Source organism: Edaphobacter paludis (genome assembly GCF_039993895.1).
Lineage (GTDB): Bacteria > Acidobacteriota > Terriglobia > Terriglobales > Acidobacteriaceae > Edaphobacter > Edaphobacter paludis.
In genome coordinates this window covers 3,594,162-3,619,973 of the sequence record NZ_CP121194.1, presented here as the reverse complement: position 1 = coordinate 3,619,973, position 25,812 = coordinate 3,594,162, and the positions used below count along the sequence as shown (strand labels likewise).

General features: G+C 58.3%; 25 protein-coding genes and 1 tRNA gene. 18 read left to right on the top strand and 8 right to left on the bottom strand.

The window, feature by feature from the left end:
• The first annotated feature begins 99 nt into the window (after positions 1-99).
• The 14 genes from P4G45_RS15070 (at position 100) to P4G45_RS15005 (ending at position 12,910) form a co-directional block, all read left to right on the top strand.
• Positions 100-813 (top strand): YceH family protein, encoded by a 714-nt coding sequence (locus P4G45_RS15070; RefSeq protein WP_348267299.1) that lies wholly within the window; start codon positions 100-102, stop codon positions 811-813.
• Positions 814-901: 88 nt separating this feature from the next.
• Complete coding sequence (locus P4G45_RS15065) at positions 902-3,829, top strand: PAS domain-containing protein (RefSeq protein ID WP_348267298.1); 2,928 nt, start codon at positions 902-904, stop codon at positions 3,827-3,829.
• Between the two features lie 256 nt (positions 3,830-4,085).
• A complete protein-coding gene (locus P4G45_RS15060) occupies positions 4,086-4,706 on the top strand; it encodes an RNA polymerase sigma factor (RefSeq protein WP_348267297.1) in 621 nt (206 codons plus the stop codon).
• Entirely contained in the window at positions 4,703-5,299 is a 597-nt protein-coding gene (locus P4G45_RS15055) for a hypothetical protein (protein WP_348267296.1), read from the top strand. Before P4G45_RS15060 ends, P4G45_RS15055 begins: the two co-directional genes overlap by 4 nt.
• A gap of 12 nt (positions 5,300-5,311) precedes the next feature.
• A complete protein-coding gene (locus tag P4G45_RS15050) occupies positions 5,312-5,878 on the top strand; it encodes a hypothetical protein (protein WP_348267295.1) in 567 nt (188 codons plus the stop codon).
• 24 nt (positions 5,879-5,902) lie between these two features.
• Positions 5,903-6,952 (top strand): 4-(cytidine 5'-diphospho)-2-C-methyl-D-erythritol kinase, encoded by a 1,050-nt coding sequence (locus tag P4G45_RS15045; RefSeq protein WP_348267294.1) that lies wholly within the window; start codon positions 5,903-5,905, stop codon positions 6,950-6,952.
• Between the two features lie 31 nt (positions 6,953-6,983).
• Positions 6,984-7,057, top strand: a tRNA-Gln gene (locus P4G45_RS15040).
• 387 nt (positions 7,058-7,444) lie between these two features.
• Positions 7,445-8,392: a ribose-phosphate diphosphokinase gene (locus P4G45_RS15035; protein WP_373694207.1), complete on the top strand. Its 948-nt coding sequence runs from the start codon at positions 7,445-7,447 to the stop codon at positions 8,390-8,392.
• A 67-nt stretch (positions 8,393-8,459) separates the two neighbouring features.
• A complete protein-coding gene (locus tag P4G45_RS15030; RefSeq protein ID WP_348267292.1) occupies positions 8,460-9,143 on the top strand; it encodes a 50S ribosomal protein L25 in 684 nt (227 codons plus the stop codon).
• A gap of 71 nt (positions 9,144-9,214) precedes the next feature.
• Positions 9,215-9,844, top strand: a complete 630-nt coding sequence (gene pth, locus P4G45_RS15025; protein WP_348267291.1) for an aminoacyl-tRNA hydrolase — start codon at positions 9,215-9,217, stop codon at positions 9,842-9,844.
• 82 nt (positions 9,845-9,926) lie between these two features.
• Complete coding sequence (gene rpsF, locus P4G45_RS15020; protein ID WP_348267290.1) at positions 9,927-10,442, top strand: 30S ribosomal protein S6; 516 nt, start codon at positions 9,927-9,929, stop codon at positions 10,440-10,442.
• 163 nt (positions 10,443-10,605) lie between these two features.
• Positions 10,606-10,962 (top strand): 30S ribosomal protein S18, encoded by a 357-nt coding sequence (gene rpsR, locus P4G45_RS15015; protein ID WP_348267289.1) that lies wholly within the window; start codon positions 10,606-10,608, stop codon positions 10,960-10,962.
• 82 nt (positions 10,963-11,044) lie between these two features.
• Positions 11,045-11,518, top strand: a complete 474-nt coding sequence (gene rplI, locus P4G45_RS15010; protein ID WP_348267288.1) for a 50S ribosomal protein L9 — start codon at positions 11,045-11,047, stop codon at positions 11,516-11,518.
• Between the two features lie 456 nt (positions 11,519-11,974).
• Positions 11,975-12,910, top strand: a complete 936-nt coding sequence (locus P4G45_RS15005) for a glycosyltransferase 87 family protein (RefSeq protein ID WP_348267287.1) — start codon at positions 11,975-11,977, stop codon at positions 12,908-12,910.
• Between the two features lie 40 nt (positions 12,911-12,950).
• Here the strand turns inward: P4G45_RS15005 and P4G45_RS15000 are convergent, their stop codons facing one another.
• From P4G45_RS15000 to P4G45_RS14985, 4 genes are all read right to left on the bottom strand, one after another.
• Positions 12,951-14,225 (bottom strand): ABC transporter permease, encoded by a 1,275-nt coding sequence (locus tag P4G45_RS15000; protein WP_348267286.1) that lies wholly within the window; start codon positions 14,223-14,225, stop codon positions 12,951-12,953.
• A 74-nt stretch (positions 14,226-14,299) separates the two neighbouring features.
• The gene (locus tag P4G45_RS14995; protein WP_348267285.1) at positions 14,300-15,127 is read right to left on the bottom strand and encodes a fumarylacetoacetate hydrolase family protein; all 828 of its coding nucleotides are present in this window, start codon (positions 15,125-15,127) and stop codon (positions 14,300-14,302) included.
• Positions 15,128-15,130: 3 nt separating this feature from the next.
• On the bottom strand, positions 15,131-17,002 hold the full coding sequence (locus tag P4G45_RS14990; RefSeq protein WP_373694125.1) for a YjhG/YagF family D-xylonate dehydratase: 1,872 nt from the start codon (positions 17,000-17,002) through the stop codon (positions 15,131-15,133).
• A 171-nt stretch (positions 17,003-17,173) separates the two neighbouring features.
• A complete protein-coding gene (locus P4G45_RS14985) occupies positions 17,174-18,469 on the bottom strand; it encodes an MFS transporter (RefSeq protein WP_348267284.1) in 1,296 nt (431 codons plus the stop codon).
• A 241-nt stretch (positions 18,470-18,710) separates the two neighbouring features.
• Here P4G45_RS14985 and P4G45_RS14980 point away from each other — a divergent pair, with 241 nt between their 5' ends.
• Both P4G45_RS14980 and P4G45_RS14975 read left to right on the top strand, forming a co-directional pair.
• A complete protein-coding gene (locus P4G45_RS14980; RefSeq protein WP_348267283.1) occupies positions 18,711-19,307 on the top strand; it encodes a hypothetical protein in 597 nt (198 codons plus the stop codon).
• A 46-nt stretch (positions 19,308-19,353) separates the two neighbouring features.
• The gene (locus P4G45_RS14975; RefSeq protein WP_348267282.1) at positions 19,354-21,396 is read left to right on the top strand and encodes a SpoIIE family protein phosphatase; all 2,043 of its coding nucleotides are present in this window, start codon (positions 19,354-19,356) and stop codon (positions 21,394-21,396) included.
• 16 nt (positions 21,397-21,412) lie between these two features.
• Here P4G45_RS14975 and P4G45_RS14970 read toward each other — a convergent pair whose 3' ends face one another.
• From P4G45_RS14970 to P4G45_RS14955, 4 genes are all read right to left on the bottom strand, one after another.
• Positions 21,413-21,778, bottom strand: a complete 366-nt coding sequence (locus P4G45_RS14970) for an STAS domain-containing protein (RefSeq protein WP_348267281.1) — start codon at positions 21,776-21,778, stop codon at positions 21,413-21,415.
• A gap of 17 nt (positions 21,779-21,795) precedes the next feature.
• Positions 21,796-22,236 (bottom strand): ATP-binding protein, encoded by a 441-nt coding sequence (locus P4G45_RS14965; protein WP_348267280.1) that lies wholly within the window; start codon positions 22,234-22,236, stop codon positions 21,796-21,798.
• A gap of 15 nt (positions 22,237-22,251) precedes the next feature.
• On the bottom strand, positions 22,252-23,415 hold the full coding sequence (locus tag P4G45_RS14960) for a PP2C family protein-serine/threonine phosphatase (protein WP_348267279.1): 1,164 nt from the start codon (positions 23,413-23,415) through the stop codon (positions 22,252-22,254).
• A gap of 101 nt (positions 23,416-23,516) precedes the next feature.
• Positions 23,517-24,497 carry an oxidoreductase gene (locus P4G45_RS14955; RefSeq protein ID WP_348267278.1) on the bottom strand — a complete coding sequence of 327 codons (981 nt, stop codon included), beginning with the start codon at positions 24,495-24,497 and terminating at the stop codon, positions 23,517-23,519.
• A gap of 35 nt (positions 24,498-24,532) precedes the next feature.
• On the opposite strand from P4G45_RS14955, the gene P4G45_RS14950 reads away from it, so the two are divergent.
• Positions 24,533-25,417 carry a sulfite exporter TauE/SafE family protein gene (locus P4G45_RS14950; RefSeq protein WP_348267277.1) on the top strand — a complete coding sequence of 295 codons (885 nt, stop codon included), beginning with the start codon at positions 24,533-24,535 and terminating at the stop codon, positions 25,415-25,417.
• Positions 25,417-25,800: a DUF1634 domain-containing protein gene (locus P4G45_RS14945; RefSeq protein WP_348267276.1), complete on the top strand. Its 384-nt coding sequence runs from the start codon at positions 25,417-25,419 to the stop codon at positions 25,798-25,800. The genes P4G45_RS14950 and P4G45_RS14945 overlap by 1 nt, the downstream gene beginning before the upstream one ends.
• Positions 25,801-25,812: the final 12 nt, after the last annotated feature.

Here is a 25,812-nt window from a genome sequence, read left to right as displayed (position 1 = left end):
TGCGTGTAACTTTTCCGTCATAGTTCCCCGGAAGGCACTCCTCCCGCTCCGTGAGGTTCGACCTCTTCGGCCCTATAACCGTTATGTCACCATAGAGTAATGACGCTCGATCCCATTCAGCTCCGTGTGCTCGGTTCGCTTATCGAAAAAGAGATTGCCACGCCGGAAAGTTATCCGCTTTCGCTCAATGCTCTGGTCAATGCGTGCAATCAGCGATCCAGCCGCGATCCTGTGCTCACTCTGACGGAGGACGAGGTCCGCCAGGCCATCCATTCGCTCGAAGATCTTAAGCTCACGGCGCCCGTCTACGACAGCCGTGTGCCCAAGTATGAGCACCGCATTCGCACGGTCCTGAATCTTCGTCGCGACGAGACTGCCGTCCTCTGCCTGCTCATGCTGCGCGGCCCGCAGACACCAGGCGAACTACGCAGCCGCGCCGACCGCCTGTACACCTTCGACGACATCGCCGCCGTTAACAGCACTCTCGAGCGGCTCGCCTCCCGTCCGCAGCCGGATGACAGCGCGGAAACGCCCGACGCAACCGGCCCACTTGCCGTCATTCTGCCCAGGCAACCCGGTTCGCGCGAGTCCCGCTACATGCATCTGCTGGGCGGTGCGAATGCTTTGTTAACCCCGTCGCAGCCTCTCCCGAATCTGAGCGCCAACACAAGCTCATCGCGAGAACTGCTCGTCAATCTGCAGGAGGAACTTATCGTTATGCGATCTACCGTCATGGCGCTTGAAAAGCGCATCGCTCATCTGGAATCCCTCCATCCTGACGACACTCTTCCCCCCGCCCAACTCGTAGGGTAATCTCAGTAGACTGAGACATGTTATGCCGCAAACGCCTTCATTGAATACGGCGTCACCCAGAAAGTCTGCCCCAGCAGCTTCATTCGGCGTGTCTGACTTGAACCTTGCAGCGATTCTCGATGCTTCGTCAGACGCCATTCTTGCGCTTGATCTTGATTTCCGCATCCTTTACGCGAATCCGCAGGCGGTTCGTATCAGCCGGCTTGGGCCCGGCACCATGGGAGAAAGCTACTGGGACTTGCGCCCGATGATGCGCGGCACTCTCGTCGAAGAAAACTTTGTGGCGACGATGCAGGACCGGATTCCTCGGCAGTTCGAAATCTTCCACGCGGCGCTGAGCATATGGATGGATGTCCTTGTCACTCCATGCGACGAGGGGATTGCTGTCTTCTATAAGGACATCTCCGCTGCAAAGCTGGTGGAACAGAATCGCGACATCGCGACCAAACGGCTGCAGCAGGCCTTCGATGCCACTCCTGACGCGATCCTCTGTCTGGATAAGAACTGGGATTTCACCTTTGCCAACTGGCGGGCAATCGATATGCTCGCATCCGGCCCGCTGATCGGTGAAAACCTGTGGCGTTTATTTCCGCATAACGCGCTGGAGCCATTCAACTCAAACTATCGCAAGACGATGGAGCAGCGCATTCCGACTGAGTTCGAGGCCTTTTATCCTGAGCCCCTCAATGCCTGGTATCGCGCCTTCGCCAGACCCTACGAAGATGGCATCATCATTTTCTTCAATGATGTGACACTTCGCAAACTCGCTGAGCAGCGGAGCGAAGAGGCGGCTCGTCAACTCGATCAGGTCTTTGAGGTCACGACCGACGCCATCTTCGCAGTCAACCGCGACTGGCGCTTTACCTTCGCCAACAACCGGGCTAACCAGATACTCGCTCCCAATGGAGATCTGGTCGGCAAAAACATCTGGGAAGAGTTTCCCGCGGCGATCGATACTGACTTCCACGTTAACTACGAACGCACCATGAGCGAACGCGTGCCTAGTACGTTTGAGGCCTTCTATCCCGACCCGCTCAATCGATGGTTCAACATCCTGTCGCTACCATCCGATGACGGCATCATTGTTTTTTTTCGCGATATCACGCAGCAGCGCCACGATGAGGCTGCCTTGCGCGAGAGCGAAGCCCGCTATCGCCTGCTCACCGAACTTAATCCGCAGATGATCTGGATGACGTCCGACAGCTCCGGCGTAACTTATGCTAACCAACGCCTTCTCGACTACCTCGGTCTTTCGCTCGACCAGGCCACGGGCGTCGATTGGCTCACAGCGATCCACCCCGACGACCAATCTCTGCTGCTCACAACCTGGAACCGTATCCACGGCAGCGGCGAGATGATGGACATTCATCTCCGCCTGAGACGGGCGTCCGACGGAGAGTACCGATGGTTTCTCTGCCGCGCTCTCCCGGTTCCTGATCATCCCGAACATGGCGTTCGCTGGCTGGGTGTCTGTATCGATATCCACGATTACCGGCTCACGGTTGAAGCTCTTGGCACCAGCGAAGCCCGCTACCGTGTCCTCGCGGACCTCAACCCCCAGGCTATTTGGATGGGCGACCCTGATGGCAGGATCACTTATGCCAACCAGGGCTTCAGCGATTATCTCGGCTTCACCACCGCCGATCGCGACCGCTGGATTACAGCCTTTCATCCCGCCGACCGCGATCGCGTCCTTGACACGTGGGCCCACTCCATCTCGACCGGTGTTGAATACGATATCGAAGCGCGCCTGATCCGTGCCCGCGACGGTCAGCCGCGCTGGTGGTGGATCCGCGCTCAACCGGTACGGGATCCGTCCGGCGCCATCCTCCACTGGCTCGGCGTCGCTATTGACATAGATGATCGGAAGACCTTTGCTGAGACACTGCTCCAGAAGCAGATTGAGACTGAGCGCCAGCGCGCCGAACTGGAGACCGTCTATGAAACAGCTCCCGTCGGTTTGGCGCTCTTCGATCCGGTCGAGTTCCGCTATTTGCGTCTCAACGAAAGACAGGCAGAAATCGTCGGGCTGCCAAAGGAGCAGATACTTGGCCGCACCCTCACGGAGATCGCCCCAATTGACGGTCTCAGGGAGATGTTCGAACAGGTTGCCCGCGGCCAAACTATTAAAGACGTACTGCTCGAAGGTGAACTTCCTACTCGACCCGGGGTACATCGCTTCTGGAACGTCAACTATTCCCCCATTTATAACCCTTACGGCGAAGTCGAAGCGATCGCTGCGGTCTCACTCGAAATCACTCATCAAAAGAAGGCGGAAAATGCTCTCATTCAAAGCGAGAAGCTCGCCGCCGTCGGACGCCTCGCGAGCTCCATCTCACACGAGATCAATAACCCACTCGAAGCCATTACCAATCTCCTCTATCTGATCGCCCTGTCTGACGACCTGCCTCCCGGCGCGCGCGCCTATGTTCAGACGGCGCAGAGCGAACTCTCACGCGTCTGCCAGATTGCCACGCAGACGCTCCGCTTTCATCGCCAAGCGGTCCGTGCCTCCAACGTCACGGCGGCCGATCTGGTGGACGCCGTTCTCAATCTCTATCAAGGCCGTCTTGCCAACTCCAACATCAGGGTCGAGACCACCTATACGACCCAAACACGTATCCTCTGTTTTGAAAACGACATTCGTCAGGTCCTCAACAACCTCATCGCGAATGCCATCGATGCGATGCGCCAGGGTGGCCGTCTCATCATTCGGGCCCACGACACAACCGGCAAATCCGATGGATATCTAAAGGGCCGCCCGGGCATCCGCATCACCATTGCCGACACTGGACACGGAATGTCACCCGAAGTGCGGGCCCGGCTCTTCGAGCCCTTTTACACTACCAAAGACCTTAACGGAACCGGCCTCGGCCTCTGGATATCCGCCGGAATTGTGGAACGGCACCAGGGCCGCCTCTCCTTCCGCAGCACTCAGCACCCTATCCACCACGGGACCATCTTCTCTCTGTTTCTGCCATGGGCGGAGCAACCCTACCCGCCAGCTTCCCAGTAGTCATTCAGCACGAATGCCAGCCAGATGTCACGGTTCATACCCTGAGCACGACCCTCCTATTGGGCTCGCCGCTGTCATCGCCCAAGGCAGACTGCCGATACCATTCTGACCCTGAGCGGAGCCGGAGAAGAAGCCGTGCATTGTGCTCGCAGCTTCCCCAATCTGATCGGGACGGCGAATCGTCGATTCTGAACGTCAGCCTTGAATGAAATTGAAATAAAGATGAACAGTTTTTGTTTGACGCCGGTCTTAGGGTATGAAGGCGAGCGATTTAACGCGGCAGGCTGCTGCGTTGCGAGGATGGATGGACTTGCCGGCGGTATGGACGGAGCTTGAAGTCAGGGGGCGCGAGAGCTTGCGTCGGGATGATCCGCTGGAGCGGGAGCAGGAGTTTTCGGGGATCGTCGAACGCCAGGCGCGGTTCATGTTTCGCGTGGCTTATGGAGTGTTGCGGAATGTGCAGGATGCCGAAGACGCGGTGCAGGAGGCTTTTCTGAAACTGTATCGGGGCGAGGCCTGGCGGCGGATAGAGGATGAAAAGGCATTTCTGGCGCGGACGGTTTGGCGGGTGGCCCTCGATCGAGCTCCCAGGGCCGTCGACCGGATGGACGATGTCGCCGGAATGGAGCTGGCTGCTGGTGGGGCATCGCCGGAGAGTCATACGGCGGACGACGACGAGCGGGTTCTGCTCAGGCGCCTGATCGATGGCTTGCCGGAGGAGTTGCGGCAGCCGCTGATGCTCAGCGCGATGGAGGAGATGACGTCGCGTGAAGTTGCGGCGGTGATGGGGATTCCCGAAGGAACGGTACGGACGCGAGTGATGCGGGCAAGGGCGGAGTTGAAGAAGAGGTTTGCGGGGATGGAGGTGCGGCGATGAAGGACTTCGATGAACTGCTGGATGGAGTTTTGCGAGAGGATGCCTCCGCGCAGCCGCGTACGGGATTGGAAGCGCGGGTGATGGCTCGGGTTCGCACCGACGGGCAGCGACGGCCTGTCTGGAGGCTTGTGACTTGGGGAATGATTGCGGCGGCTTTGCCAGTGTGTGTTGTTGCACTTTTGGTTTGGCCGAGGAGCGTGTCCCCAGTCCGGCACATGAAAGAAGTACCCGCGGTCTCTGGTTCGATGTCGCCTGAGAGAGCGGCTGCGGAGCCGGTAAGAACCCAGCCACGAAGAGTTGCCGAGGCAAAGACTTCGGTTCGACATGAAAACACCAGGGTTGTGTATGAGGAAAAATCCTTCCCCAAGCTGGATGTGTTTCCGACGCCGAGCGTAGTGGCGGAGCCGGTGCGGGAGTTAGCGGAGGTGTCCCAGCGGCATCCGGGAGAGATTGTGCCGGGATTAGCGGATTCTGCGGCCGAGCGCAAGCCGCCTGCGGCATTAAATATTGAGCCGATTGTGATCGCGAAGATTGAGATTGCCCCGCTGTATCCGGTACAGGATCCGCGGGCAAAAGAAGCGCAGGGTCGATAAAAGGAGATGAAAATGAAGAAAGCGGGATTTTTTTCGGGATGTTTGGTTGCAATCGCTCTGCTGGGTTGCGTGTCGGCCACGGCCTTTGGGCAGGAGACGCTGAATTCGGCCAAACAGGCTGCGCCGTTCGTGCCTCATTACTATCATTTGGCATTTGTCGTGAAGGAGCTTGAGGCTGGAAAGGTGATCAACAGTCGGGACTACGCAATGAATATCGGGACCGTGGAGCACCAAAGCATGAACTTCAACACCCGTTCCATACGAAACGGAACGAGGGTTCCAATAGAGATCGAACCAGGTAAAGCGACCTACATCGATGTGGGGGTGAATATCGACTGCAAAAGCGTGATGGATCTGGATGGAAGGCTGGGAATGGAAGTGAGCGCGGATATCAGCAGCGTTAGCGATTCGAAGATGCAGGGAACAGTGGAAGCACGTGGGATGCCGATGATTCAGCAAAACAAGTGGAACTCTCAAGTGCTAGTGGTGTTGGGAAAGCCGACGGTGCTGTTCTCGTCCGACGAGGTTACTTCGAAGCGGACGTTGCAGCTGGAACTGACAGCTACGGAGATCAAATAGATTGCGCGGTTAGAATCGAAGGCGATGGCTACGCGCGTTCGTTCTTATTCAAAGATCAATCTGGGGCTGGCGATTGGACCGGTGCGGGCCGATAGGTTTCATGGGCTGACTACGCTCTATCAGACTCTGGATCTGCATGACCTGGTGACGGTTTCTGCGCGGCGCGCAGCGAAGACGCGGTTGGTGCTGACTACCAACCATGCACGGGTTCCAGTGGATGGGCGGAACACCGCCTGGAAGATGGTGGAACGCTGCCTGGAGCGGCTGGGGGTGACGGCCGAGGTTGAGATGTCGATTGAGAAGAACCTGCCGGTCCAGGGCGGGATGGGGGCGGGAAGTGCGAATGCGGCAGCGGCCCTGATTGGGCTGGAGCGAGAGCTTGGGGTTGCGTTGCCGGGAGCCGCGCGGCTGGAGTTGGCGGCGGGCGTGGGATCGGACGTGCCGCTGTTTCTGCTGGGTGGGGCGGTTTTGGGACTGAATCGAGGGGAGCAGGTGGTTCCGTTGCCGGATCTGCCGCGGATAGCTTGCCTGGTGGCGGTGCCGAATGTGGGAGTCTCGACGCCGCAGGCATTTCGGGACTGGGATGGAAGGCAGGGACCGGGTGGATTGACGGACGAGTCTAAAGCCGATAGACTTATGGAGTTGAGTCTCGCTTATGCGTCTTTGTATGCTGAGCCTGGCACTTCCGGTATCGTTCGCAGCCTGAATCCTGAGAAAAAACAGGGGAACTCTGAAGAAATTCAGAGCGGTGTGCCGAACGGTCTCGCGGAGAATACCCTTCTCTCGCTTGTCCGCACCGGGGTTGAAAACGACTTTGAACAGGTCGTCTTTCCGGCTTATCCCTCCCTGCGTGAAACCAAGCGTTTATTGATGGGTACTGATTCTGAGGCTCCTGCATTATATGCAGCGCTTTCGGGTTCGGGTTCGGCTCTGTTTGGACTTTTTCGGTCCGATGCAGATGCGCGAGTAGCTCAACAGCGTATCCAGTCGGCTGCAACGCAAGCTGGGGTTCGGACTTTCCTGACGGAAACTTTGCCCAGGGCGGCTTACTGGCAGAGAATGTTCGCAGGGTAGCTTCGCCGGCGATAGCAGGCCGGCGGCATACTGGGCGATCGACTAACGGTAGGTCAAGAGACTTTGAATCTCTTTGTCTAGGTTCGAATCCTAGTCGCCCAACCAAAATGTCGACGCCGGATGCGACGTAAATTTAGGGTTCTTTGGCGGCAGCAAGTTGCCGCAGAAGTTGAATGGGTTTTGGTTCCGCAGCAATGTAGCGGACGAAGACGTCAGAAGTTTGAAGGAACAAGGTCTTTAGCTTTCGCAGTATTCGCAACAAGGATTTTTCGAAAGACCTACGGGGCCGCAACGAGGCTTCGCGAGACAAAGCAGCAGGAACTACCAAGGTCAACCAGCCTGGAGGGTTTCAACGTGAACGAACAAGACACGACTGCAGTTCTTTCCCCTATTTCAGGGCAGACTGAGGAGCTTGACTCCCAGTCTGCGCCGACGCAAGCCGCTCAGGGCGGACAGATTAAGGCCGCCGCGGATAGAAAGCGCCCCGGACGGCTGAATGAAAGTAAGCGCATTAAGATTTTTTGCGGATCGGCTAATCCTGCCTTGTGCGAGGAGATCTGCAGGTTCGTCGGTTTGCCGCTGGGCGAGACCAGGTTGCAGAGATTCTCCGACGGCGAGGTTCATTTTCAACTGCTCGAAAATGTTCGTGGCGTGGACGTCTTTCTGGTGCAGCCCACATGCTTCCCTGTTGACCAGCATCTTGTTGAGCTGCTGATCATGATGGACGCGCTGAAGCGCGCATCGGCTGGGCGAATCACGGTTGTGATGCCGTATTACGGCTATGCAAGACAGGACCGCAAGGACCGGCCTCGTGTAGCAATTACATCGAAGCTGGTGGCAGATCTGCTGACTACGGCTGGTGCGAACCGGGCGTTGCTGGTCGATCTTCACGCGGCACAGATTCAAGGGTTCTTCAATATTCCGGTGGACCATTTGTTTGCCAGCCCGGTGCTGGTGAGCTACTTCCGGGAGCTGGAGCTGCCGAATCTGACGGTGGTTTCGCCGGATGCGGGCGGCGTGGAGAGGGCGAGATTCTTCGCCAAGAAGTTGGATGTACCGTTGGCCATCGTCGACAAGCGGCGGACCGACATCAACGTGACCGAGGTGATGAACGTGATCGGCGATGTGCGTGGCCGGACGTGCCTGATCCTCGACGATATTATCGACACCGCCGGAACCATGGTGAAGACGGTGGATGCGCTGCTGGAACAGGGCGCGGAAAAAGTTTATGCGTGCGCGACACATGCCGTGCTGTCCGGGCCGGCGGTTGAGCGCATTGCAAATTCACGGTTGGAAGAATTGATCGTGACGAATACCATTCCGCTGCGCGAAGATGCGTTGCGGGTGCCGAAGATTAAAGTGCTTTCGATTGCCGGGCTGCTTGGACGCGCGATCGAGAGCATTCATATGGAGACCAGCGTCAGTACGCTGTTCAACTAGCAGTGTTATTTCAACGAGCAGCAAAGGGAGCGAGGCTCAACCTCGTGCCCGAAAGGAACATTTCGTTATGGCAGCACCTATTGAAGCAGTAGTCGCAACACCTCGTGAAGGCAAGTTCAACAAGAATGCGGCCCGCCGTGTTCGCGTCGCCGGCAAGATTCCAGCCGTTGTCTATGGCGCGGCGCAGGATGCCGTTGCCGTTACGGTGGACCCTCGGGTCATCACCAAGATCCTGCACTCTGAGTCCGGCCACAACACGATCTTCGATTTGAACGTCGAAGGCGCGGCTGTCGTAAAGGCCATGATCGTCGACTGGCAGCATGAGCCGATCAAGGGCAAGCTGCTGCACATCGACCTGAAGCGGATCGCGATGGACAAGATGATGCGCGTCTCCGTACCCATTCAGTTGATCGGTACGGCAATCGGCGTGAAGAACCAGGGCGGCATTCTGGACCACGTTCTGCGCGAGGTCGAAGTCGAGTGCCTGCCGAGCGATATTCCGAGCCACCTGGACGTCGACGTCTCCGGGCTTGAACTTCACGGCGCGATTCACGTCTCCGATCTGCCGCACTCGGGCAGCATCAAGTTCCTGGGCGATGAAAACGCAACAGTTGCTCACGTGACGGCGGTGAAGGAAGAGGCTCCGGCTGAGGTTATTGCCGCTGCACCGAGCGAGCCGGAAGTCGCCAAGAAGGGCAAGACGGATACAGAAGCTGCTCCGGCTGCCGATGCTAAGGGCGGAAAGAAGTAAAGTGGCGGCGGCCTTGAGGCTTGCAGTACACTTCGAGGCCGCCATCGCAAGGGACGGAAGGGAAGCTACGCGTGAAGCTGATTGTCGGGCTCGGTAACCCCGGTATCGAATATCAGTTCACGCCGCACAACGCCGGGTTTCTGGCAGTGGATCGCATCGCGGACGATTGCGGCGTGGTCTTGACCAATCGGCGGGGACGGGCGCTTACCGCAAAGGCGCGGCTTGCAGGAGAGGATGTTCTGCTGGCCAAGCCGGAGACGTTTATGAATCTGAGCGGGCTTTCGGTGGCCGCGCTGGTTCGTGAGCTTGATATTGCCATTCCGTCAACGGACTTGATCGTCCTTTACGACGAACTGGCAATTCCGCTGGGCACGATTCGCATTCGCGAGCGTGGATCGGCGGGCGGGCATAACGGAGTGAAGTCGATCTCCGGCGCGCTCGGCACGGAAGAGTGGCTGCGCATTCGCATCGGCGTCGGGAAACCGGCTCTTGAGGATGGCAGAGAGATCAAGGCTGGCGGCAAGGATTATTTGCTGTCGCCATTCCGCAAGCAGGAGCTTGTGGTGCTGGATGAAGTGCTCGACCGCGCACGGAGCGCTGTCGAGGTGGTGCTGACCAAGGGTGTTGGCGCTGCGATGAATGAGTTCAACCGACGGCCGGACGAATCTGAGAAGGCTTCGGAAGGATCGAACGGGAAGTAGTACAAGTTGATTTTCCAAACCGTGTTGGCAGACGACACGCAAGCACGGTGCGAAGCAGAACTTCGCAGAAAGAAGTAAACGAATGAATCGTACCTACGAAATCATGTTTATCGTCCGTCCGGACGTCGAAGAAGCTGACATCGACAAGCTCATCGAAGGCTTTTCGGCCAACGTCACCAATGGTGGCGGTGAAGTAAAGAGCGTCGAGAAGATGGGCCGTCGCCGGCTCGCCTACACTGTTCGCAAGTTCAACGACGGTTTCTACATCCTGCTGAACATCGCCGCCGAAGGCTCGCTGATCACAGAGATCGAGCGTCGCCTCCGCGTCTCCGAGCAGGTCATCAAGTTCATCACCGTGCGCATGGACGAAGAAGAGAAGCGCCTTGCCAAGGTGAAGGCTCTGCGCGACTCCAAGGTCAAGCGCAGTGCACAGCCGGTCGCACAGACCCCGCAGGCGCCTGCCGCCACGCCGGATGCTGAGGCCGGTACTCCTGCTGCCGCTGAGTCCGCGGATGAAGCAGAAGAAGTGCCCGCAGTTGCCGCTCCCGAGACGCCGGTTGCCTCCGACGCACCTCCCGAGAACGCAGCCGCCGTTTAGTTTTAGCGCTACCAGATCTGCGATGCCTGCTTGTTGCCGCATCGCGCAACGCACCACGAATCGCTTGATCCCACTTCCGTTCGGCCTGCCAGGCCGAATGTTCAGAGACTCCATCGCGGGTCTGGAGAGGGTGAAGGCACAACGCAATTGAGAGGGAATCATCATGGCTGACGAAACCAGCACGCCGCAATCGACTGAGCAGCACGCACCTTCATCGCGTCCGGCACACGCCGGGCCACATTCGGGTCCAGGAGCAGGCGCTCCGCGCACGCCCCGTCCCGGCGGCGGCCCCGGCGGCCGCAAGTTCTTCCGGCGCAAGAAGGTCTGCAAGTTCTGCACCGAGAAGATCGACGCCATCTCCTACCGCGATGTCCGCCTGTTGCAGGGCTTTGTCGCTGAACGCGGCAAGATCGTTCCGCGCCGCCTGACCGGCGTCTGCACACGGCATCAGCGCCGCCTGAGCCTGGCGATCAAGCAGTCGCGCAACATCGCTCTGCTCGCCTTCGCCGCACGCTTCTAAATTAATCGCTGCGCAAGCGGGGATTACCTGCCACGCAAGACTGGCCTATGAGATAGGCCAGACAGGAATCGGAGAAACTGCAATGGAAGTCATTCTGAAGGAAGACGTAAACAAGCTCGGGCATCGCGGCGATGTGGTCAAAGTCGCCGACGGTTACGGGCGCAACTATCTGCTGCCGGGCAAGCTCGCCATCGAGGCGACTGCCGCCAACAAGGCGGTCATCGAACAGATGAAGGGTTCGGCCATCCGCAAGTCTGCCAAAGAGAAGACTGAGGCAGAGGGGCTTTCGACGCAACTCAATGAGATTGAGCTTGTGTTCGAGCGCAAGGTCGGCGAGCATGAGCATCTCTTTGGTTCGGTTACTTCAGGCGATATCGCGCACCAGCTCGAGGAGAAGGGCTTCAAGATCGATCGCCGCAAGATCTCGCTTGAAGAGCCGTTGAAGACCATCGGCGAGTATCACGTGCCGGTCAAGCTGCACCGCGAAGTGACCAGCCACATCAAGGTCACGGTCAAGGGCGATCAGCCGGAAGCGGAAACAGTCGCCGCCGAGTAGTTCGTTTCATTGTTTATGCAAAGCGCATCTGTCTTCGCGAATTTCTGTGAAGACGGATGCGCTTTGTTGGTGCTGAAGGACGCCTATTCCGTCACCGTGTTAGGGTGTTTGTCAGGCAGCGCAATCAAAGGCATCCTGTCTCATTGAAATTGCGAAAGATTTTTGTCCTTGACTATGTATTCTGCTCCAGACCCTGCCAAAACTCCGTGGACTCGTTTCAAGTGGCAGAACGCGATTGCCTTCCTTGTTGTGTGTGTCTGCACCCTAACGTTTGTTGCTACCGTCGATGGCATCTGCACAACCCTTGTAGCGCGCAATCAGCTTCAGGATCATGATTTCATCTCCTATTGGGCATCGGCAAAGCAGATCAGGCGCCACGCAAATCCCTATTATGGCAATGCCATTTTGCATCTGGAGCGTTCGGTGGGGTTCACTCGCAAAGATCGCGCTCTGATTATGCGCAATCTGCCGCCCGCCCTGCTTTTGGTGCTTCCATTTGGATTCTTGAGTCTACGTGTGGGAAATATTTTGTGGTGTGCGCTGCTGCTTGGGTGCCTGATTGTTTCGGTGAGAATGCTTTGGATCATGCATGGCCGGCCGAAAAATCGCAGGCATTTCCTGGCTTATTCCTTCGGCCCTGCACTTGTATGTGTGATCTGCGGGCAGACTGGCCTGTTCGCTTTGCTTGGGTTGGTTCTCTTTCTGCGATTGCATCGATCACACCAGTTTTGGTCCGGTGTTTCTTTATGGCTTTGCGCGTTGAAGCCGCATCTATTTCTCCCCTTCTGGGCCGTCCTGATTGTCTGGATCATATTTACTCGCAGCTACCGAGTGCTGCTGGGTTTGTGCGCAGCTTTGGGCGTGAGTTCGCTGGCGGTCTTTTTCCTCGATCCGCTGGCATGGGCACAATACCGCCAAATGATGCGTGGCGCCGGGATTGGAAAAGAGTTTATCCCCTGTTGGAGCACAGTGTTTCGCCTCAACGTTGATCCACATGCGATGTGGTTGCAGTACGTTTTTGCCGCGGTGGGCTGCATCTGGGCGATCGGTTACTACAGGAAACATCGCGATACCTGGGACTGGATGGAACATGGCGCACTGCTGATGCTGGTTTCGGTTCTCGTGAGTCCATATGCCTGGATTACCGATCAGCCACTGGTCATTCCTGCATTGCTGCAAGGCGCGTATCGCACATCTCGAAACTGGATAGCCCTGATCGCCCTGGCAAGCGCCGCTATCGAAGGCGGCTTGCTCTTGAGCGATCCTATTATGCACTCAGCCAAATATCTGTGGACTGCACCTTTATGGTTAGCCTGGTATCTCTGGGTAATGCACAAACATGAGGTCCGCAACACGAATCCGGTACTGCTTGCAGACCTGTCCCGGAGTTAGCCTCGACGCGACGGTATAGAACATCATGCTCCGGTCAAACCTACTCGTACTTGAGAGTTTGTACTGGGTCGAGCCGGGCTGCGCGGTTGGCCGGGAGTGTTCCGAAGAGGATGCCGACCAGCATTGAAGTGCCAAGCGCAATGACCGCGGACCAAAGACTGATTGGGATCTTGTAGGGAGTCAGCAGACTGACCGACAAGGGAATCGCCAGGCCGAGCAGCGTGCCGACGAGACCTCCAGCCAGCGAAAGAAAGACCGCCTCGGTGAGGAATTGCAGTCGAATCTCAAGGCTTGTCGCTCCCAGAGCTTTGCGAATGCCGATTTCCTTGATTCGGGCCTGCACATTCGCCAGCATACTGTTCATGATGCCGACGCCGCTTACGATGAGCGTGATGCTGGCAGCTAAAGACAATACAACGGTCAGCATGTCAGCGATCTTTGCCATGATGCTCAGAAAGCCCGTCATGATGAATGGAAGATAGACAGAGGACGAGCGATGACGGCTCTTGATGATCGCAAGGATCTGTCGGGACGCAGGAACTACCTCTGCCGGGTCTCGCATGGTAAAGAAGATCTCCTTCACCTTGTCGCTGCCGGTGAAATAGCGCGCAACGGGATAGGGAACAAGGAGCGTCTGATCGCTGATCTCGGATAGTCCGAAAGTTGTGACACCCTCCTTGAAGACCCCGATGATGATGAATGGAATTCCTTCTACGGTGATATTGTGGCCGACGGCGGCCGAAGTGCTGCCAAACAACGCCTTGGCGAAGGGTTCGACGATAACCGCTACCTTGGTCCGCGAAGCGGTATCTTGATCGTCGAAAAACCGCCCCGCAACCACGGCGAGATTTCGCACTGTTTTGTATTGAGGCGATACCCCGAGGAGCATGGCGTCTTTGGTGACTCCACCACCTATACCGACGCTGTAGTGGACCTCAAGCATGGGTGACGAAGCGACAATGTCCGGGACCTGGTCCAGGACAGCATTCATATCTTCGTAAGTCATCAGATCGGGCGTGGTGGTATTGTTGGGGCCGGGGGTGGTGCCGCCGACATACTGCATCTCGACCTTGTTGGGGCCAATACTGGTGAGCTCATTGAGTGCATACTGCTTGCCCGTCTTCCCGATGGTGACGACCAGGATGATCGATGCTGCTCCGATAATCATTCCCAGCATGGTCAGCAGAAATCGGACCTTATTGGCGCGGAAACTGTCGACTGCGAGTCGCACCACTTCACTGAAGACCATGGTGGACCGTGCACTTGCCAGCGTGCGTTCAAAAGAGGCCGATTTGGGAGAAGTCGGGATTGCCATCTGCTTAAATGATTTGACGTCTTCAAGTATCGCAGCGGTGCAGGCTTTCCTGCTAACTTTTGGCGCGAACCTGTTCAGGCTACAACGTTAGCCAGGGTGCCGATAGGTTCGATGACGATGCGCACCTCGTCGCCGCTGGCGAGCGTGAAAGAATCCGGCGGAACGACACCGGTACCAGTCATCAGAAAGCAGCCGTGGGGGAAGCTGTTGTCGCGGAACAGGAAACTGACCAGGGTCTTCGGGTCGCGCTTCAACTCAGAGAGCGAAGTGCTTCCGGAGAAGGCAGTTTCGCCGTTGCGCACGATCTGGATTTCAATGCGTGTCAATGCCGGAAGCGAGTCGGGACTGAGGAAGATGCAGGGACCGAGGGCGCAGCTTCCGTCGTAGACCTTTGCCTGCGGCAGATAGAGCGGGTTTTCGCCTTCGATGTCGCGGGAGCTCATGTCATTGCCAATGGTGTAGCCAAGGATGGTTCCTTTGGGGCTGATGAGGAGCGTCATCTCCGGTTCGGGGACGGACCACGTTGCATCGCTGCGGATTTTGACCTTGGCGTTGGGCCCGACTACGCGGGGCCCGGTTGCCTTGAAGAACAGCTCGGGGCGGATGGCGGAGTAGACGCGGTCGTAGAAGTCGCCGCCGCCCGCGTCCTTCGATTCTTCGATGCGGGCGCTGCGGCTGCGGTAGTAGGTGACGCCGGCGGCCCAGACCTCCTGGCTTTCGATGGGCGCGAGGATCGAGTCCGACGGAAAGCACTTTGTCCGGTCTCCACGGTCGACAATGGAGCGGCAGTAATCATGCAGGTCTTCGCGCGTGATTAGTGCGTCCCATGAGGTGCCTTCGACGCGGTAATAAAGATTTTCGTTGAGGAGGTAAGGTCCCTGCTGGGTGCGGTAGAGTCTCACGTATTAAGCCTTTCCTGTGGGAGATGTCGATGCTTCGAGTCGTGCGAGGATCATGTCGGTGTCATAGACACATCCACCCCAGACTCCGCCGCTGGCCTGTACGAGCGCGGCCCAGAGGCGAGTGTCGTTGGGGAGTGCCGGGTGAGGTGCGAGGTCGGGCCGTGATGATCGCATGGCGAGGCGTTTGCGGCCTTCGTCAGCGGTGAAGAGGGCTCCGTTTTCGCCGATGAGATCGACGGTTCCGGTGAGGGCGTTGCGGTCGATGACGATCTCGATGATGTCTCCATCGTGAACGCGGCCGATGGGGCCGTTGGCCAGCGCCTCGGGGGAGATGTGGCCGATGCAGGCGCCAGTTGAGACTCCGCTGAAGCGCGCATCGGTGAGTACGGCGACGTGCTTGCAGTGGGGAAGCGCCTTGAGCGCAGAGGTGATCTGGTAGATCTCCTGCATGCCTGCACCGGCAGGGCCGCCGCAGATCAGCACCATGACGTCGCCTTCGAGGATGGCTCCGGTCTTGAGCGCGGCGATGGCGGCCGTCTCGGTAATAAAGACCCTTGCCGGGCCGCGATGACGATAGATGCCAGCCTCGTCTATCAATGACGGATCGATAGCAGTGCTCTTGATAACGCTGCCCTCGGGTGCGAGATTGCCGACCGGAAAGCAGACGGTGGACGTGAGACCCCGAGCGCGGGCGACGTCCGGCGGCATGATGACGTCGTCGGCGTCGATTCTATCTTGTGCGAGTAACTGCTCTTTAAGCTGGCTGCGGCGAGGGCTGTCCTGCCACCAGTTGAGGCACTCGTCGAGGGTCGTTCCGGACACGGTTTTGACGGTGGTATCGAGCAGCCCGGCGCGGCGCAGGTGCAGCATAACCTCGGGGACGCCTCCGGCAAGGAAGACCTGCACGGTGGCGAATTGGCGAGGGCCATTGGGCAGAGCGTCGACCAGGCGGGGCGTGTTGCGATTCACTTCTGCCCAGTCGGCGGCGGTTGGTCGACGCAATCCTGCTGCATGGGCGATGGCCGGGAGGTGCAGCAGCAGATTGGTAGAGCCGCCGAAGGCAGCGTGCAGCACCATGGCGTTCTGGATGGAGGCCTGCGTGAGTATGTCGGCGGTGCCCATCGCGGTCTGATGCATGCGCAGGATGGCTCGGGCAGAGCGCTGCGCGGCATCCAGCCAGATGGGCTGGCCCGATGGCGCGAGCGCGGTGTGGGGCAACGAAAGTCCTAGAGCTTCGCCTATCACCTGCGAGGTTGCGGCTGTGCCGAGGAACTGGCAGCCGCCACCTGGCGAGGCGCAGGCACGACAGCCAATGTCGGCGGCGTATTCGAGCGTGATCTGCTGCTGGGCGAAGCGGGCGCCGATGGTCTGGACCTTGCCCGCGTCTTCCCCGTCTTCTGGGAGAAGCGTCACCCCGCCGGGGACAAGGATGCTGGGAGTTCTGCCGGAGGAGGCCAGTGCCATCATCATGGCGGGTAGGCCTTTGTCGCAGGTGGCGACACCGATGACGCCTTTGCGGGTGGGCAGCGAGCGCATGAGCCGCCGGAGAACGATGGCCGCATCGTTGCGATAGGGGAGCGAGTCGAGCATCCCTTCGGTGCCTTGGGTACGGCCATCGCAGGGATCGGTGACGGCCCCGGCAAAGGGGACGCAGCGATGTGCGCGCAGCTCTCTCGCGGCTTCGGCAACGAGGAGGCCGACCTCCCAGTGGCCGGTATGAAAGCCAAGCGCGATCGGAGTTCCGTCCGCGGCGCGGACTCCGCCGTGAGTGCTGAGGATGAGGAATTCAGGGTCGAGCAAGTGCTTCGGGTCCCATCCCATGCCCGCGTTCTGAGTGAGGCCGAAGAGATTTCCCGAGGGCTGGGTGAGCAGCATCTCGGGTGTGATGGGTAGCGTGCCCTGAGGTCCGGCGGCATGGGTCTTGACCGCGCCGTGATCGAAGCCGGGACTTTCGAGGATGGACGTAATGGATAAGTTCGGGATGGTGTTCTCCGGTGTCCTGTTCTGATTATTTTATGCGTGGGCGCCGATCACGGCTTTCACTTTTCATTTGGTCTGAAGCTGCGGCATGCTCTGGGATGCAGGCTGGCGAAAGCCGAAGAGCATGATCGCGCCGGAGAGAATCAGCGAAACCGCCATCAGCAGATAACCTGCGCGCGAGTTACCGGTGCGGGCCTGCAGCAGGCCTACGATCCAGGCGCCGAAGAATGCACCCAGCGCTCCGCAGCTATTGACCATGGCCATCACCTCGCCGGCGAGATTGCGCGGAATCACCTCGGGAACGATGGCGAAGAATGGGCCGTAGGGCGCGAACATGCCACCGCCCGCGAGAATGAGACAGCCGTACGCCAGCCAGAAGCCGTGGGCCGCAAACAGGAACGAGCCCAGAAGCGCAACGCCTGAGAGTAGAAGAAACGGCCATACGAGCGAACTCCGGCGAAGGGTCTTGTCCGATAAGTAAGCCACGAGAAGCATCATCAGGACGGCGAGCAGATACGGTATCGCCGTCAACAGGCCAGTCATTCCGATTCCAACCGCGCTGCCCTGCCGGATCATGGTAGGCAGCCAGAGGACAAAGCCGTATAGACCGAGGCTCCAGCAGAAGTACTGCGCCGAAAGCAGAAGCACGTCGGGACGTACCAGGGCCTTGAGCAGGCTTGTCACAGCGGGCAGCGCCACTTGCTCCTCTGCGAGTTCACGGCTGAGATACGCGCTGGCCTCCGGGCTCATCCACGGTGCTTTTTCAGGCTTGTCGTAGACAACCCATAGCCAGACGAACGCCCACACAACTGATGGGAGCCCTTCGATCACGAAGGTGATCTGCCAGCCGAAGGAGCGAATGAGGAAGCCGGTGATCGCCGACATCCAGAGGATGGTGCCGGGGTTACCGAGGATCAGGATTGCATTGGCGCGCGAGCGTTCCGAGCGCGTGAACCAGTTGGTGAGAAGAAGCAGCATCGCCGGAAAGATGAGGCTTTCGGCGACGCCGAGCAGCAGACGGTCGATGGCAAGCAGCCAGAAGGCGTGAATGACGCCGGTGAGCGCCGCGAGCGTTCCCCACGCGAGCAGCGCATAAAATATCAGACGGCTGGTATTTCTTCGCCGCGCGTAGGCGATGCCAGGCACCTGGAAGAGGAAGTACCCCAGAAAGAAAAGCGAGCCAAGCAACGCGCTCTGAGAGTCGGTGATGTGCAGTGTTGCTGCAAGACCCGCTGCCGCGCCGAAGCCATAGTTGGCGCGGTCGAGATAAGCAAGGCTGTATGTTACGAAGACCGCGGGCAGAAGGAACAGCCATCGTTTGCGCAGGTCCGTGGTCACTTCTTCAGTTGTGGATCGGTTCAAACAGCGCTCCAGATTCGTCAGACAACTTTACCAGCATCCGATGGAAGATTGTGATTGGCCAGAAAGAGCAAGGAGAGGTCACTCCGGTGATCGATAGCGGTCAATCGCATTGACTCGTATAGAGAGTGCTCCTATAGTGAGTGCCATAGAACTTGTCTCACCGTGCCGGGCCCCTATCTCTCCTCTTCATTTCACGTTGAGACTTCACGAGAAACATTGAGATAAATCAAAGGAGTCTGCCATGAGAGTTCTTCGTTTTCTCGGTCTGATCGCAGCTATCTGCTTCTTTACCGGGCTTGCCGGGGCCACCCCTATCGATTTTCATATGCGCGTTCTCGACCCACCGCCCCCGACGGATCCCTCCTATCCGCTATTCCTCATCTCGTCGACGTCTTTCGACGTCTCCTTTACGGGCTGCGTTTCCGGCGAATTGCCGGGAAGCAACACTGCGACTGGCTGCTTCGCGGGGCGAAATATTTCGGGGCTTGATTGGAACAACCTGCAGCTTGCCTTCCCGAATGTCGGACCGTTGGTCGGTCAGGCGGCAAATTGCGATCCAGGAGTCTCCGATGACATTTTCAGCAATGTGGATTGTCCGGCCTCGCCTGACAACTCGTCGTTTACGCTGATCTATACAGACGGAGTCATTCCCAACGGCGGCTACTTCTTTATTACGGAGGATGGCGTCGATCCGCCAACGGACTTCCCGACGGGGAGAGCAACGGTGGCGACAGTTCCGACGCCAGAGCCCGGCTCAATCGTGTTGCTTTCCACCGGCGTATTACTGTTCGGTTGGCTGCTCTACGGTGAACGTCTTCGTGCATCGCGCCTATCGTAGCTTTTTTTGGTACGGATGATCCCCAGGGAAGTCAGGAAGACCGCTTATGCGTCGCTTTTGGCTATGCCTCCTGTTGTTGCTGCTAACTGGCGGCCAGCTTGTTGCGGCACAGCCAGCAGCGACGATGCACGTCACTCTGGGCAATGCCGCGGTGGAACTCTTCGGCCCATGGAAATTTCGTACCGGAGACGATCTAGCCTGGGCGCGACCGGACTTCGATGACTCCGGCTGGGCCGCGATGGACATGACGCCGCCGGAAGGTACGGCGGACCCCACTCTGGGCAGCAGCGGCTACATTCCTGGCTGGACGGACCGCGGCTTTGCGGGCTACTCCGGTTATGCGTGGTATCGATTGACGATCGATGTGCAGGGAGCGAACGATCCGCTGGCGCTCAAGATGCCCGAAAATGCCGACGACGCTTATCAGGTATACGTCAATGGCCAGCGGATAGGGGCGTTTGGCAGGTTTACGGCCCATGGCGTCACGGCCTACAGCACGCTTCCGCGAGCCTTTCGTCTGCCCGACAACCTTCGCAGCGGCCCGATGACCATCGCCATCCGCATGTGGATGGATAGCGCGACCCCCTTCAACAGCCCCGATGCAGGTGGCCTGCATGAACCTCCTGTGCTGGGCCATGCCTCGGCGATTGCGGCGCAGATCCGCCTCGGTTGGGATGACATCGCTCACGACGTAGGCAGCGGATTTCTCGAGGTATTGATTCTGCTGCTGGCGCTGATTGTGGCCTCCAGTCTTTTCTGGCTGGACCGCAAAGAATCCGCCTATCTCTGGCTGGCTCTTGTCTCACTGATCACGCTGATAGGCAATGCAATCATCCTGCTCGTTAACTTCCTGGCATGGATTGGGCAAACGCCAAGCGTCATTCTTGAAGATGATATTTTGACACCCGTGCGGATCGGGCTGTGGGTCGTGTTTTGGGGCTACTGGTTCCGCATAAATCGGATAGGCAGGCTGCATCGAGAGGTGTGGGGATTGGTGGCCCTACTGGCGGTAGGAACAGCTTTGCTTCGTCCTCCGCTCTATGGACAGGTGGTTGCCGTGGCCGCCGCAATTTATCTGGTGCCGTTTCTGCTGGTGGTAAAACTGGCTTTGGCGGCGCTGCTGTTCTGGGTGACGTATCAGGGCATTCGACGGCATGAGGCCGAGGGGTGGTTGGCGCTGCCCGCCGTGCTGCTGGCGGCCATCTCTCAGTATCAACATGAACTGCGCCTGATTCATGTTCCGACGGCCTTCGCGCTTTTGGGCTTTCAAATCTCTCTTGGTACCGCGTCCACAATGGTTTCGTTGTTGCTCGTGACCGTGATGCTGTCGCGGCGCTTTCTGCACGCACAGCGTAAGAAGGAGCAGTGGCGGCTCGAGATTCAACAGGCCCAGCATGTACAGCAGGTGCTGATTCCAGAAAAGCTGCCCACCGTCGCAGGGTTGACCATTGAAAGCGAGTACCGCCCCGCGCGAGAAGTCGGCGGAGATTTCTTCCAGATCATTCCGGACAGGGATGACGGCAGCGTCCTGATTGTAGTGGGAGACGTGACCGGGAAAGGATTGCAGGCCGGGATGCTGGTCGCGTTGATCGTGGGTGCCATCCGGTCGACAGCGCAGCACGACGCCGATCCGTTGCTCGTCCTGAATTCGCTGAACGAGGAGTTGTGCGACCGCGAACATGCCAGCGCCACTTGCCTGATGCTGCGGATTGCGGACGATGGCATGGTCACGCTGGTCAATGCGGGACATCTGCCTCCTTATCTCAATGGCCGGGAGATGCAGATGGAGGGATCGCTCCCGCTGGGCGTCATCGCCGAACCGGAGTTTCCGGTGATGTACTTCAAGTTGAAGATGGGCGATACTCTGATGTTGATGTCGGACGGCATCGCCGAGGCGCAGGATGAGCATGGCCATCTCTTCGGATTCGACCGCATCGATCAAATGCTCCGTGCGCCGATGACCGCCGCGTCACTGGCGGCGGCGGCACAGAACTTCGGTCAGCAGGATGACATTTTGGTGCTCAGGATTGAACGCAGGGGTGAACCGAAGGCTGTTCCGCAGTTAGAACCGGCGATGGTCGAGACCTGACAATCTGGATTATGCGTCAGGTGGTAAACGCGGCACACGCAGTTTGCTCATCGGGATGAAGGCTCGTGTATTTGGTAATGCCGACCATGGTGAAGACCTTCTGAAAATGGGGAGTGAGGCCGAAGGTCTTGATGGTTTGACCATGTTTGCTGGCCGCAATCATCATCTGAATGACGAGCGCTATGCCGCTGGAGTTGAGATATTCGACCTTCGAAAAATCGAGGAGAACGCGCTTGGCGTCTTTCGGGAGACCCTGATAAGTACCGAGCACCGCGGCCTCCGAGGCGCTGGTGATGTCGCCCGCAAAACGGATTACTGTAATGGGAGCGCCCGTCTCGCACTGCACTTCGTCCAGTTTGACCTGTGTGCTTTTTTCCTGCATTGCGTATCTCCTTTGGGCTAGCCGCCTGCGTGATGAAGATGAATGACCATGCGTGCATAGCTGCCTGTTCGCGGCGAACTGACCCACTCGGCCTCGTCGACGAGGGACTGAATAAGAAACATTCCCATGCCCCGCGCTTTCTCTTCCTCGTGCATCTTCTTATCGATATCGGGGGCCATGCCATGGCCCGGTGCGCCTGCGCCGGTGTCGACCACCTTCACTTCGAGCGAGTCTGCGTTCATCGAGAGAACGACGCCGACGCTGAGAGATTCGTCGAGCTTGTTGCCATGCTCCATCGCATTGATGCAGGCCTCGGCGACAGCGGTTTTCAGATCTTCGATACGCTCATCGGTGAATCCCATGATGCGGGCAGCACTGGCGGCGGTATTCATGGCTATCTTTTCGTAGCCCAGGCGGGACGGAATATGAAGCTCGATGGTGCTCGGGTTATTGTCCATTAAGGTCAATCTCCACTATGAGGTCCTCGACAATACAAGCGCCGTCATGTCGTCGCATTGCTCCTGTCCGTCGGAGAAGGTCTCCAGGGTGCTCCATAAAGAAGCCAGGGTGGCCTCCGGGGTGAGTTCTCCGCAATCGGAGAACGCCTGCAGAAGACGGGCTTCTCCAAACTCTTCTTCGCCGCGAAACACCTCAGTCATTCCGTCTGTGTAGACTAGCAGCCGCGCCGAAGATCCAAGCACATATTGCTCGGAGACATAGCTTGAGAAGGGAAGCATCCCTATAGGGGTTCCCGAGGCCCCTATCTTATAGGGGATATGATCGTCTGCTATCAAAAATGCGGGGTTGTGCCCCGCGTTCACTACCTCGATGGTATTCGTCTCGGGATTGAGCCGAAGAAGAAATGCCGTGACATAACGACGGCGGGACTCGGCGCCCTCGTTGTAGTGAAGCAGGTTCATCTGCGTCGCTATCTCCACAAGGGAGAGGTTGGAGTGGAGCATGGCACGAAACGCCGATCGGAAGGACATGCCTACCAGCGCTGACGTGAGCCCTTTACCGGCGACATCGCCAACGACAATCACGGTATCTCCACAGGGCATGGAGACAATATCGAGATAGTCGCCGCCCACCTCATAACACGTCATAGATCGCGCGGCGAGTGCGTAACGCGGTATCTGCGGCATCTGTTGCGGAAGCAAACTTTGTTGAACCAGTCGCGCCGATTCGAGGTCGCTCTCGATCCGCTGCCATTGGATGGTGCGCTCATGGAACCTGGCGTTTTCAATGGCCACAGAAGCCTGCAGCGAAAGCGTCTCCAGAAAGTCGATCTCATCCAGTTCCAGCACACGTCGCGCGGGCAGCAGGACCACGAGGTCGGTGAAGCGGGTCTTACGCTTGTCACAGAGAGGAAACCGCAGCCATGACTCGCCGGACATCTGAGAGGTAATCTCACCGGAGCTTAGAAACACTTTTAGCTCGGCTGGCACATCGCCGTAGGTATGCTCGAACGCGGTGAAGAAGGCGCCGCCCAGTTCAAGCTCGCGAACCACGATCTGAAGCGCAATCCGGAGCACCTCGTCCAACTGAATGGTCGAGTGTATCTGACGGCTTGCTTCCAGCAGCGCTTGCAGACGAATGACCTGCTGCTGGGCTAGAAGGGTTTCGCTGAGTTCCATTGTGAGTCCCTGTCACTCCATGGCCCGTTGTCGGGATGAGTATATGCGAAAGTAGCGGCGCGGCAGAGAGGATTGTGATTTCACGCTGCAGCGCGTCGCATTCAGAGGACCGTTACACCGGTGAGCTGTTCGCAAATATTCCAAAGACGTGCGGCCGCAGCGTTGTCGCGAGCTTGCGGAGCAATCTTTGCCGGGCCGATCTCCTCGCCGGACATCTCCTGAAATCCCTGAGGCCCATAGTAGCCGCCGCCGGTTACATCAGAGGACGTGGCCGCATAGAGGGTCGGAAGCGCGCCCTCCGCATCGGTGTTCAGGAATGCGCCGATCACGTGTCCCAGCACCTTGCGAGCAGCGTTTTCAAAGGCCGAGCGGTCGCCAGTCTGAAAGAGGTTGGTGTTCGCCACGCCAGGATGCGCGGCCACGCTCAGGATGTTCGAGCCCGCAGCGCGAAGCCGCCGATCCAGCTCCAGCGCCAGCATCAGGTTGGCCAGCTTGGACTGCTGGTAGGTCTTCATGGGAGCGTAGTTCCGCTGGTATTGCAGATCGTCAAAGTTCAGATGTCCGCGTTTGTGGGCGATGGATGCGATGGTGACGATGCGGGGCGCCTCCGACGATTTTTCGCCAGCTTGCCGAAGCGCTGGAAGCAGAAGACCGGTCAGGGCGAAGTGGCCGAGCACGTTAGTGCCGAACTGTAGCTCGAAGCCATCGGCTGTCTGCAGCCGTTTCGGTGGAGCCATGACTCCGGCGTTGTTAATGAGGATGTCGAGCGGTTGGCGCTGCTCGAGTTGCTGAGCGGCGAAGGCGCGGACCGAAGCGAGCGATGCCAGGTCAAGGATGGCTAGCTCGATATTCGCTCCGGGCGCATCATCGACGATGCGGTTAAGGGCGGCTTTGCCCTTAGCGCGGTCGCGGCAGGCGAGGATAACGTGCGCGCCTTTGCGGGCAAGGGTGAAGGCTGCATGGTAGCCAATACCGCTGTTCGCGCCGGTGATGAGAACGCGCTTGCCCGTCTGCGAGGGAATGTCTGCTGATGTCCAGGAGTGGCTCATCTGTGTTGGATGTTTGGAGCCCGCTTCGGGCACAACCTTTTGTCTCGATATTTTATGGCATCATCGAAATGCGCAGGATATCGGGCTTCGCTATAGGACACTTAGCTGCATTACCGGTGTTGACGTTCACTTTGCTGGTATTTGCCGGCTCGCTGGCTGCTGGGCTGCTGGGTGCACTTACCGGCCTTGGCGGCGGCGTTGTTCTTGTGCCTCTGCTCACAGTGGTCTTTCATGTCGATATCCGCTACGCAATCGGGGCATCGCTCATCTCCGTAATTGCAACCTCTTCCGGCGCTGCGGCCGCTTACGTGCGAGAAGGCTTTTCGAGCGTACGAATCGGGATGTTTCTGGAAATTGCGACCACCATCGGCGCTATCTTTGGAGCATTTCTGGCTACGCGAATGCCGACGCGTGTGCTGGGCATTACCTTTGGCGTGGTTTTGCTCTATTCTGCGTGGCTGTCCTGGCGGCAAACTCGCTTCCATGAATCTGAAGCTGTGAGGGTGAGTCCGTGGTCGGATCGGTTGCGACTTTCGGGGTCTTATCCCGATCGCTCGGGCGGGGAGTGCAGCTATAAGGTCGACCGGATCTCGGCTGGATTTGCGACTATGTTTGGTGCTGGAACACTCTCGGGGCTGCTGGGAATCGGGTCAGGCGCTGTGAAGGTCCTGGCAATGGATCGAATCATGCGCATCCCTTTCAAGGTCTCGACCACGACCAGCAACTTCATGATCGGGGTGACGGCGGCGGCAAGCGCGGGCATCTACCTGCACCGCGGCTATGTCGATCCGGGGCTCGCGTTTCCTGTAATGCTCGGAGTGCTTGCCGGATCGCTGCTGGGTGCAAAACTGTTGGTTCGGGCGCAGGTCTCGCTGCTACGCAGCATCTTTACCGTCGTGATTCTGGCGCTGGGCGTGGAGATGATTGTGAACGGCTGGGTGGGGAGGTTGTAATGGCGCATCGTCTAGCGCTCGATGACCAACGCATGGAGACCATCATGGGGCGGCTCCTCCAGGTTGGAGTGCTGCTGGCCTCGGCGGTAGTGCTCGCAGGGGGCTTTCTTTATATCCGGGCGCATCTTGGAAGTATAGTGAACTATCGCACCTTCGCGGGGGAGCCTGCCGCTCTGCGCAGTGTCAGAGGGCTCTTTCGACTACTGATGACGGGTGATCCGGCGGCTGTGATTCAGGTCGGCGTGATTTTGCTGATTGCCACTCCGGTTGCCCGCGTGGTTTTTGCCGTGGTTGGCTTTGCGCTGGAGCGGGATAAATTGTATGTCGCAGTGAGCGTGACAGTGCTGGCGGTCTTGATGGCTAGCCTGATTTATTCCATCTGAAGTCAGTGCCGC